General features: G+C 64.7%; 7 protein-coding genes and 1 pseudogene. 1 reads left to right on the top strand and 7 read right to left on the bottom strand.

Annotation, left to right across the window (positions count from 1 at the left end; genetic code table 11):
* From glpD to acs, 3 genes are all read right to left on the bottom strand, one after another.
* Positions 1-948 (bottom strand): glycerol-3-phosphate dehydrogenase (glpD, locus tag A3736_RS02285; RefSeq protein ID WP_082851262.1); only part of this gene is annotated, 948 nt, incomplete at its 3' end.
* A 1-nt stretch (position 949) separates the two neighbouring features.
* Positions 950-1,831, bottom strand: a complete 882-nt coding sequence (gene mtnP, locus A3736_RS02280) for an S-methyl-5'-thioadenosine phosphorylase (protein ID WP_067678656.1) — start codon at positions 1,829-1,831, stop codon at positions 950-952.
* Positions 1,828-3,777: an acetate--CoA ligase gene (gene acs / locus A3736_RS02275; protein WP_067678653.1), complete on the bottom strand. Its 1,950-nt coding sequence runs from the start codon at positions 3,775-3,777 to the stop codon at positions 1,828-1,830. The genes mtnP and acs overlap by 4 nt, the downstream gene beginning before the upstream one ends.
* A gap of 126 nt (positions 3,778-3,903) precedes the next feature.
* On the opposite strand from acs, the gene A3736_RS02270 reads away from it, so the two are divergent.
* Positions 3,904-5,379 (top strand): ATP-binding protein, encoded by a 1,476-nt coding sequence (locus tag A3736_RS02270; protein ID WP_067678659.1) that lies wholly within the window; start codon positions 3,904-3,906, stop codon positions 5,377-5,379.
* Positions 5,380-5,458: 79 nt separating this feature from the next.
* Here the strand turns inward: A3736_RS02270 and A3736_RS02265 are convergent, their stop codons facing one another.
* The 4 genes and pseudogenes from A3736_RS02265 to A3736_RS17320 form a co-directional block, all read right to left on the bottom strand.
* Positions 5,459-7,471 carry a ribonucleoside-diphosphate reductase subunit alpha gene (locus A3736_RS02265; RefSeq protein ID WP_369815411.1) on the bottom strand — a complete coding sequence of 671 codons (2,013 nt, stop codon included), beginning with the start codon at positions 7,469-7,471 and terminating at the stop codon, positions 5,459-5,461.
* A gap of 521 nt (positions 7,472-7,992) precedes the next feature.
* Complete coding sequence (locus tag A3736_RS02255) at positions 7,993-8,892, bottom strand: alpha/beta fold hydrolase (protein WP_067678644.1); 900 nt, start codon at positions 8,890-8,892, stop codon at positions 7,993-7,995.
* Positions 8,893-8,916: 24 nt separating this feature from the next.
* Positions 8,917-10,509, bottom strand: coding sequence for an L-aspartate oxidase (nadB, locus tag A3736_RS02250; protein ID WP_067678641.1), 1,593 nt, complete (start codon positions 10,507-10,509; stop codon positions 8,917-8,919).
* Between the two features lie 81 nt (positions 10,510-10,590).
* Positions 10,591-11,042: pseudogene (locus A3736_RS17320) on the bottom strand (hypothetical protein); the annotation flags it as partial.

Here is an 11,042-nt window from a genome sequence, read left to right as displayed (position 1 = left end):
CACACCCGAATAGGTCGAGACAATATCTTCTTCCGCGATGGACGTGCGGAAATATCCGCCCACCGCTTCGCGCAGATAGGCGCGTTCTTCCTTCGATATGGCGACCGTGCCGGGATCGTCGTCGAACGCTTCGTCCGTCGTCCCTATCAGCGTATAATCATGCTCGTAGGGGATCGCGAACACGATCCGCCCGTCCTCTTGCTGGAAGATATAGGCATGGGCGCCCTTATAGAGGCGCGGCACGATGATGTGGCTGCCCTTGACCAGCCGCAAGCGCGCGGGCGTCCCCCTGCCCAACGCCAGCCCTGCGATCCCGTCAACCCACGGCCCTGCGGCGTTGACCACCGCACGCGCTTCGACGACCCGCTCCTGCGCGTCCGGCTCACGCAGGGCGGCGATCCAGCCATCGGCAGTGCGTTCCAGCCCGATGCATTCGGTGCGGGTCAGGATCTCCGCGCCCAGTTCGCGCGCATCCATCGCCGCGAGCACGGCCATCCGCGAATCCTCGACCCAGCAGTCCGAATATTCGAAGCCGTGGGTCAGACGGTCCTTGAGGATCGCGCGATGCGGCGCTTTTCGCAGGCTCACCGAGCGGCTGCCCGGCAGCGTGCGTCGCCCGCCGATCCGGTCGTAGAGGAACAGGCCCAGCCGCAGCATCCAGCGCGGGCGCAAATTTTTATCGTGCGGCAGGACGAAGCGAAGCGGCCACACGATATGCGGCGCGGCCTTCAACAGCACTTCGCGTTCGCGCAAAGCTTCGGCGACGAGGCGGAATTCGTAGGTCTCGAGATAGCGCAGGCCGCCATGCACCAGCTTGGTGCTGGCGGACGAGGTATGGGCGGCGAGATCGTCCTTCTCGCACAATGTCACCTTCAGCCCGCGCCCGGCGGCGTCGCGGGCAATCCCCGCGCCGTTGATCCCGCCACCGATGACAAGCAGATCGCGCAAATCAGTTCTCCGACCCGTTCAGCACTCGCCCCGCCACCGCGTCGAGCTTGGTCATCAGCGTAGCATCGCGCTGCTCGGGCGCAGTGATGATCGCGTATTCGAGCGCGGTGTCGATCGGCGATGGCTCGCGTCGATCGGGCAGGAGGGCACACAGTTTCTCGATCGCCTTCCTCGCTATCTCGCCATTGGCGTGCATGGTTTCGAGGATGTCGGAGACGTCGACGGCGGCTTCCTTGTCGCGCCAGCTGTCGTAATCGGTGACCATGGCCATTAGGGCATAGGGCAGCTCCGCCTCACGGGCGAGCTTGGCTTCGGGCATGCCGGTCATGCCGATCACCTCGGCCCCCCAGCTGCGATAGAGCTTGCTTTCGGCGCGAGTCGAAAATTGCGGGCCTTCCATCGCCAGATATGTCGCGCCGCGCTGCACCGTGCCGCCCGCGCGTTCCACTGCGTCGGCGGCGAAGCCGGACAGGCGTGGGCAGACCGGATCGCCCATCGAGACATGCGCGACCAGGCCGCTGTCGAAAAAGGTCGAAGGGCGGCCCTGCGTGCGGTCGATGAACTGGTCGACCGCCGCGAAATGGCCGGGCGCGAGCGACTCCGACAGCGAACCGACAGCCGAGATCGCCAGCAGATCGGTGCAGCCCGCGCGCTTCATCGCGTCCACATTGGCGCGCGCGTTGAGCTGTCCGGGCAATATGCGGTGTCCGCGCCCGTGGCGGGGCAGGAAGCGCACTTTCACGCCCGCGATCCGCCCGCACAGGATCGCGTCGGACGGCTCACCGAAAGACGACTTCACGTCGATCCACTGCTCGTCTTCGAGCGAATCCACGGCATAGAGCCCCGATCCGCCGATGATGCCGATGACCCATTCCTCGCTCATCGCGCTGCGTTTCCTTTACGGGTTTCGATCAGATCGTCGACGATTGCCGGATCGGCCAGCGTCGACGTGTCGCCGAGCGAGCCGTATTCCTGCTCCGCGATCTTCCTCAGGATGCGCCGCATGATCTTGCCGCTGCGCGTCTTGGGCAGAGCGGGGGTGAAATGGAGATGGTCTGGCGTGGCGATCGGGCCGATTTCCTGGCGTACCCATTGGCGCAGTTCCGCGTCGAGATCGTCGTCCGGCTCCTCGCCCGCGTTCAGAGTGACGTAGCAATAGATGCCCTGCCCCTTGATGTCGTGCGGGTAGCCGACGACGGCGGCCTCGGACACTTTGGGATGCAGCACCAGCGCGCTCTCGACCTCAGCAGTGCCCATGCGGTGGCCCGAGACGTTGATGACGTCGTCCACCCGCCCCGTGATCCAGTAATATCCGTCCGCGTCGCGGCGGCACCCGTCCCCGGTGAAATATTTGCCCGGATAGGTGCTGAAATAGGTCTGCACGAAACGGTCGTGATCGCCGTAGACGGTGCGCGCCTGGCCGGGCCAGCTCTTCGCGATGCAGAGATTCCCCTCGGCTTTGCCTGCCAACACCGCGCCGTCATTCTCGACCAATTGCGGTACGATCCCGAAGAAGGGTTTGCCCGCACTGCCCGGCTTCATGTCGTGCGCGCCGGGAAGCGTGGTGATCATGATTCCGCCCGTTTCCGTTTGCCACCAGGTGTCCACGATGGGCGCCTCGCCCCTGCCGACATTCTGGTGATACCAGCGCCAAGCTTCGGGATTGATTGGCTCGCCCACGCTGCCGAGCAGGCGGAGGCTGGAGAGGTCGTGCTTCTCCACATGGCCTGTGCCCTCGCGCATCAACGCGCGGATCGCGGTGGGGGCGGTGTAGAAGATATTGACCCGATGCTTGGCGCACACCGCCCAGAAGCGGTCGTGGTCGGGGTAGTTCGGCACGCCTTCGAACATCAGCGCGGTCGCCCGGTTCAGGAGCGGGCCGTAGACGATGTAGCTGTGCCCGGTGACCCAGCCGATATCGGCGGTGCACCAATAGACCTCGCCGGGGCGGTAATCGAAGACGTGGCGAAACGTCGTCTCGGTCCACACGGCATAGCCGCCGGTGGTGTGGAGCAAGCCCTTGGGTTTGCCGGTGGATCCGCTGGTATAGAGGATGAAAAGCGGATCCTCTGCCTTCATCGGCTCGCAGGGGCATGTGTCGGAAACGCCGTCCGACAATTCGTGATACCAGTGGTCGCGGCCCTCGACCATCGCGATGTCGCCGCCGGTATGGCGCAGCACCAGCACGGCCTTCACCGACACCTTTTCGAGCGCCGCATCGACATTCGCCTTCAACGGGATCCGCTTGCCGCCGCGCAGGCCTTCATCGGCGGTGACGATCCAGTCGCTGCGGCAATCGTCTACCCGGCCCGCGATCGCTTCCGGCGAGAAGCCGCCGAAGATCACCGAATGCACGGCCCCGATCCGCGCGCAGGCGAGCATGGCGAAAGCGCCTTCGGGCACCATCGGCATGTAGATGGTGACGCGGTCGCCCTTCTGGACGCCCATCTTTTTGAACGTGTTGGCCATCCGCACGACTTCGCGCTGCAGATCGGCATAAGTGATCCGGCGCACCTCGCCAGCGGGATCGTCGGGCTCGAAGATCAGCGCGATCGCGTCGCCATGCCCGTTTTCGACATGGCGATCGACGGCATTGTGGCAGATGTTGAGCGTCCCGTCGGAAAACCATTTTATGTCCACCGGATCGAACGACCAGTCCGCGACGGTGCGTGGTTTATCGATCCAGTCCAGCCGCTCGGCCTGATCGGCCCAGAAACCGTCCGCATCCTCGATGCTGCGCGCATAGAGCGCTTCGTAATCCTGCGCCGAGCATCGCGCATCTTCCGTCGCTGTCCGGGGCCGCTTCACCCATTCCGCCTGATCCGCCATTCATCGTTCCTCTCGCCCGGTTTTGCGTACCTCGCCTGCGAACCGCAATCCGATGATCGGGTCAAGCACTGGATAAATCGCCGATGCGGCTTTGCCTTGTCCGCGCAGGCCTCTATCCCGATTCGCGTGAGGGCGCAGATCGAAATCGGCAGGCAGGCGGGCGGGCAAACCGTCCCCGTGGACGTGGAGGAACTCCTCGCCACGCGCCTGCTCGTCCAGGGCAATTCCGGCTCGGGCAAATCGCACCTCCTGCGCCGCCTGCTCGAACAGAGCGCAGGGCTGGTCCAACAGGTGGTGATCGACCCGGAAGGCGATTTCACCAGCTTGGCGGACGAATTCGGCCATATCGTGATCGATGGCGGCGCGCACACTTCGCGCGAGATCGAGACGCTTGCCGCGCGCATCCGCCAGCATCGCGCCTCCGTGGTGCTGGCGCTGGACGAGCTGGAGGTCGAACAGCAGATCCGCTGCGCCGCCCTGTTCCTGACCGCTTTGTTCGATGCCCCGCGCGAACACTGGTATCCCGCGCTCGTGGTGGTGGACGAAGCGCAGATGTTCGCGCCCGCCGCCGCCGGCGAGATGGCGGAAGATACACGGCGGATGACCCTGTCCGCCATGACGAACCTGATGTGCCGGGGCAGGAAGCGCGGCCTCGCCGGGATCGTCGCGACGCAGCGGCTGGCGAAGCTCGCCAAGAACGTCGCCGCCGAAGCGTCCAATTTCCTGATGGGGCGCACCTTCCTCGATATCGACATGCAGCGCGCCGCCGACCTTCTCGGCATGGACCGCAGGCAGGCCGAACGTATCCGCGATCTGCAACGCGGCCATTTCCTCGGCCTCGGCCCGGCGATCAGCCGCAGCCCGGTCGCGGTCGAGATCGGATCGGTGAAGACGGGCAGCAAGAATGCGTCGGAAGGGCTGATGCCGCTGCCCGATTCGAGCGATGGCGAATTGGAAGCACTGCTCCACACCGATCTTGCCCAGGCTGCCGCCGAACCCGCGCCGCCTCAGCGCCCTGCACCCGCGCCCCGGCCCTCGGCCGAGATCGAGCAGGCGATCGTGGCGAGCACCGCCGTGGAGCGACCGGCACCCGGCGATGACGAGGCGCTGGATGCCGCCTCGGCAACTCCGGCCCCTTCGCCGGAAGACGCCGACGAAGGGCTCGAGCGGATCGTGCGCGAACTGGCGATGGAGGATGGCGCGACCTTCCAGTCCACCACGGCGCTGTTCCGCAATTTCGCGGTCCGCTGCCGCCAGGCGGGCGTGCCCAGCGCGCATATCGACATGATGCAGTTCCGCCGCCTGTTCGCCTATGCCAGCACCGGGCTCGACAGGCTGGAGTCGGGCAAGCGCGAGAGGATCGAGGAATTGGCGCAGGCCGTGCCCGAAGACGTGCTGGCGCCTTATCTGACGCTGGCCGTCAATGCGGCATTGGGCCGCACCTCGCCCGACGAGGACGAGCTGGCGCGCGCCTATGGCAGTTCCTCGCCTAGCCGCATCCGCCGTTTGCTCGACCATCTCGAACGCCAGGGCCTGATCGTGGTGCGCGAAGATTTCGGCGGCGAACGCACCGTGACGGTGGCAGGGCTCGAAACCGCCTGAGCGTGACAAACGAAATGGCCGGAAGCGCGAACGCTCCCGGCCATCCGTTTCTTTGCCCGGCTGCCTTACTGGCAAGCCTTTACTGACAGGCGAGACATTCCTCGTAATCGGTCTGCTCGCCCGCGCCCGCCGTCAGCTCGTATTTGGCGGCGTCGGCAGTGTTGTCGGTCTCGACTCCGCCTGCAAAGCCCGCGCGCTGCACGCTCTTGGAGCGCAGGTAATAGAGCGACTTGATGCCCTTCTCCCACGCCTGGAAGTGCAGCATCATCAGGTCCCACTTGTCGACATCGGCGGGGATGAACAGGTTCAGCGACTGCGCCTGATCGATGAAGGGCGCACGGTCGGCGGCGAATTCCAGCAGCCAGCGCTGATCGATCTCGAAGCTGGTCTTGTAGGTCGCCTTCTCTTCCGCGCTCAGGAAGTCGAGATGCTGAACCGATCCGCCCTTTTCGAGGATCGAATTCCACACATTGGTGGAATCCTTCGACTTCTCGCGCAGCAGCTTTTCGAGATACGGGTTCTTGACCACGAAGCTGCCCGACAGGGTCTTGTGCGTGTAGATATTGGCCGGGATCGGCTCGATGCAGGCGCTGGTGCCGCCGCAGATGATCGAGATCGACGCGGTCGGTGCGATCGCCATCTTGCAGCTGAAGCGCTCCATCGCGCCCATTTCTTCCGCGTCCGGGCAGGGGCCGCGTTCCTTGGCGAGGACCATGCTGGCCTCTTCCGCCTTGGCGCTGACATGCTTGAACATCTTCAGGTTCCAGACCTTGGCCATCGGGCTTTCGAAGCCGATGCCCTTCTGCTGGAGGAAGGAGTGGTAGCCCATGACGCCGAGGCCCACGCTGCGTTCGCGGCTGGCGGAGTATTTGGCGCGCGCCATCTCGTCCGGCGCGCGGTCGATATAGTCCTGAAGCACGTTGTCGAGGAAGCGCATCACATCCTCGATGAACTGCTTGTCGCTATTCCACTCGTCCCATTTTTCGAGGTTGAGCGAGGACAGGCAGCAGACCGCGGTGCGATCGTTGCCGAGATGATCGCGGCCCGTCGGCAGCGTGATTTCCGAACACAGGTTCGAGGTCGAGACCTTGAGGCCGAGATCGCGGTGATGCTTGGGCATCATCCGGTTCACCGTGTCGGAAAAGACGATATAGGGCTCACCCGTCGCGAGGCGGGTTTCGACCAGCTTCTGGAACAGCGAGCGCGCATCCACGGTCTTGCGGACCGATCCGTCCTTGGGGCTGACGAGATCGAAGGATTCGCCCGCGCGGACGGCTTCCATGAATTCGTCGGTCAGCAGCACGCCGTGATGCAGGTTCAAGGCCTTGCGATTGAAATCGCCCGAGGGTTTGCGGATTTCGAGGAATTCCTCGATCTCGGGATGCGACACGTCGAGATAGCAGGCCGCCGAGCCGCGCCGCAGCGAGCCCTGCGAAATCGCGAGCGTGAGCGAATCCATCACGCGGACGAAGGGGATGATGCCGCTGGTCTTGCCGTTGAGGCCCACCGGCTCGCCGATGCCGCGCACCTGGCCCCAATAAGTGCCGATGCCGCCGCCGCGCGAAGCCAGCCAGACATTCTCGTTCCAGGTGCCGACGATGCCTTCCAGGCTGTCTTCGACACTGTTGAGATAGCACGAGATCGGCAGACCGCGATTGGTGCCGCCGTTCGACAGCACGGGCGTTGCGGGCATGAACCACAGGCGCGAGATGTAATCGTAAAGGCGCTGGGCGTGGTCCTGATCGTCGGCATAGGCATCGGCCACGCGGGCGAACAGGTCCTGAAATTCCTCGCCGGGCAGCAGATAGCGATCGATCAGCGTTTCCTTGCCGAATTCGGTCAGCAAGGCATCCCGGCTGCTGTCGGTGACGACTTGGAAGCGGCGATCGTTGATCTTCTTCGAATCGTCGACCGGTTCGGCAGAGGCCTTGACGGCTTCCATCATCGCGCCGGCCAGCGCCGCGTCGGCTTTTTCCGAGATCGCCGCCGTGCCAACCAGTTCTTCGCTACCGCTGTCGGAAGCCTGCATATCAATTGCCTTTCCGGATGCGGGGCCGGGAGCTGGGGAAGGCGCGTCCGAGACCGTCGCCATATCGTCCTGCGTCGTGTCCAGTTCCATCGCGTCCTCGTTCCTGAAATCCATCGCTCGTCCTCGCCCTTCGTCTGGTGTCGCGTCCGATCGTGCATGAGCCGATGTTCCGCATGTGTTCGATTCGGCGAGCCGTACCCGCCTAGCAATATTCGGGGGCGGAAGGGGCATGAAACTTATCCCCTTTTTGCCCACAGGGCCCAATCGAGACCGAACGGAACCGGCGCCTGCCCCATATGGGTCCGGCGGTCGCAATCGCTAGGTCTAGTGGGTCCCCCCAGGTGCCCGACTACCAGATACTGAATCAGACCGGGTCTGGGCGCAAGAGGGTGAAGGGCGATTTAACGCTTGCGGAGCCTCTGGCGAGGCGGTGTGTCATCGCGCTGCAACGCCGCGACGCGTGGACCAAGCTGGACTCGGGCGAAGCGCAAGGGCGAAAATGAATCCGTGAAAAAATTTTTGCGGGCAAAAGGCCCTCTCGCGCGGTTGCGCAGCGATCGAATCCGCACCCGCAATTATCGAATCTAACCCGGCGCTGAAACGCTCGCGCGGGCATGCCCGCCGATCGCTCCTGCCAACTCGTCGACCAGTTCCAGCGGCAGGTCGTGGCCCCAGCCGGGCAGGGTACGGATCGTCGCATCGGGAATGCAGGCCGCGGTGTCGCGTCCGCCTTCGCACGGGACCAGCGGATCGTCCTCGCCATGCAAGACCAGCGTCGGCACGGCGATCCTGCGTACCATCTTTCGCCGATCCCCGTCCGCCAGGATCGCGGCGAGGTGACGCGTCCCGCCTTCGGGATAGAAGCTGCGGCGGATGCTCGCCTGGACGCGTTCGCGCAGCCGCTCTTCTTCTGCCGGGTAGGCCGGGCTGCCGATGGTGCGCGCCAGATGCATTCCATGCGCGACTAGAGCCGCTTCCTCGGTGCTGTCGGGCCGCTTGACCAGCGCCTGCAACGCTTCCTTGCGCGCAGCCGGGAGCTTGGGATTGCCGGTGGTTGAGAAAATCTGCGTGAAGCTGAGGCAGCGATCCGCATGGTTCGCCGCGACATGCTGCGCGATCATCCCGCCCATGCTCGCGCCAACGATATGTGCGCGGTCGATGTGGAGCGCATCGAGCAACCCGACCGCATCCTCGGCCATGTCGGCGAGCGTATAGGGGACTTTCGGCGTCAGCCCGATCTTCTTGAGCAGCGTCAGCTTGACCGGACCGGGCGCTTTGTCTCCCGTGAACTTCTGGCTGAACCCGACATCGCGATTGTCGTAACGGATCACGCGAAACCCCTGCGCCACCAGCGCCTCGACCAGCTCGTCCGGCCACAGCGTCAGCTGCGCGCCGAAGCCCATGATCAGCAGCATGGCCGGATCGGACGGATTGCCGTGATCCTCGTAATGGATCATGACGCCATTGGCTTTTGTTTCGGGCATGAGGCGCTCTCCTTCGATTCGGCGCTATGGCACCAGAACGGTGTCTTTGGCCACCGGATCGGTCTCCGGATAATCCAGCGTGAAATGCAGGCCCCGGCTTTCGTGTCGCTTCAAAGCGCTCTTCACGATCAGTTCGGCGGCCTGCAGCAGGTTGCGCAATTCGATGAGGTCGGTCGTCACCCGGAAGGCGCCGTAATAATCCTCCACCTCCTGCTTGAGCATGGCGATGCGGTTCTGTGCGCGTTCGAGGCGCTTGGTGGTGCGCACGATGCCGACATAGTTCCACATGAAGCGGCGGATTTCGGTCCAGTTCTGCTTGATGACCACCTCTTCGTCCGAATCGGTGACAAGCGTATCGTCCCATTCGCGGATCGCGGGCGGCTCCTCCAGCGTGTCCCACCGATCGAGGATGTCGCGCGCCGCCGCTTCGCCGAAGACGAAGCATTCGAGCAAGGAATTCGAGGCGAGGCGGTTCGCCCCGTGCAAGCCGCTTTCGGTACACTCGCCCGCCGCCCACAAGCCCGGCAGGTCGGTGCGCGCGTCGAGGTCCACCACCACACCGCCGCAGGTGTAATGCTGTGCGGGAACGACCGGGATCGGCTGCGTCGTAATGTCGATGCCGAGGCTGGAGAGCTTCTCGTCGATCGTGGGGAAATGCTCGCGCACGAACTCGGGCGGCATATGGCTGATGTCGAGATGGACATAGTCGAGCCCGAAGCGCTTGATCTCCGCATCGATCGCTCTCGCCACCACGTCGCGCGGGGCCAGCTCCATGCGTTCGGGATCGTAGAATTCCATGAAGCGCTTGCCCGTGCGCGGATTGATCAGTCGTCCGCCCTCGCCCCGCACGGCTTCGGTGATGAGGAAATTCTTGACCTCAAGATTATAGAGGCAGGTTGGGTGGAACTGCATCATCTCCATGTTGGAAACCCGCGCGCCTGCGCGCCAGGCCATCGCGATCCCGTCCCCCGTGGCCCCGCGCGGCGCGGTGGAGAACAGATAGCAGCGCCCCGCTCCGCCCGCCGCCAGCACGGTTGCCCGCGCGACGTGGCGCTCGACCCGGCCCGTCTCCTCGTTCAGCGCATAGGCGCCCCAGACGCGCCCGCCGCCGGAGAATTTCTCCGCATTGCGCCCGGTGATGAAATCGATGCAGCTACGGCCCGGCAACAGGGTGATGTTGGGATTGGCCTGCGCCGCGTTCAGAAGCGCTTCCTGCACCGCCCAGCCGGTCGCATCGTCGACATGGACGATCCGGCGGTGCGAATGGCCGCCTTCGCGCGTCAGATGCAGATGGTCGCTTTCGCGGTTGAAGGGCACGCCCAGCTCGCTCAACCGGTCGATACTGGCCGGCGCGCGTTCGATCACGAATTCCACCGTCTCGCGATCGTTCAACCCCGCGCCCGCGATCATGGTGTCGCGGACGTGATTGTCGAACGTGTCGCCCGCGTCGAGCACGGCGGCGATGCCCCCTTGCGCCCAGGCGGTCGACCCCCCGGTGAGCGAGCCCTTGGCCAGCACCACCACCTTGCGAGTTTCGGCCAGCGCGAGCGCGGCGGTCAGCCCGGCGGCGCCGGACCCGATGACGAGGATATCGTGATGGTGAGGATGAGCGGCCATTTCCGCGCTTGAACACGCAGCGCGCCGTTACGCAAGGCCTTGGGAGGCGAGAGGCACAGGACGCCCCTCGCTTCCGTCAGGTCAGAACAGCATCTCGAGATTGCGGCGTTCCGAACCCGCGAACTGCGCGGTGAAGGCCGCCATCAATTCGGCAATATCGGGCCGGTCGACTACCTGCTTTTGCTCAGGATTCAGTTCGAGCTTTCCTGCGGCGAGGACGCTTGCGGTCTGTTCGGTGATTGTGCCGCCCGGACCGCTGGAGATCGAGAACCGCGCGGGCGCCGCCTCGGGCGTCGATGCTGTCGGGGCAGTTGTTGGTGCAGAGAGCGGTGCGGCGGTGGGCTGCGCTGCGGGAGAAGCCGCAGAATAGGTCACCGGCTCGCTCGGCGGAGGGGCCGGCTGGTAGGTCACGCCCGGCTCGTTCGTCGGGGTCGATGCGCTGCCGCCGCTCGACGTATTCTGCGTATTCGTCGTGGTCTGTCCGCTGTCCGAGGACGATTGCAGCCCGGTGGCGGTGCCCGAACCGCTCGTCG

The sequence above is a fragment of the Erythrobacter sp. HI0063 genome (assembly GCF_001635685.1).
Lineage (GTDB): Bacteria > Pseudomonadota > Alphaproteobacteria > Sphingomonadales > Sphingomonadaceae > Qipengyuania.
The sequence above is the reverse complement of the archived record's forward strand: the minus strand, read 5'-3'. Positions and strand labels throughout refer to the sequence as shown.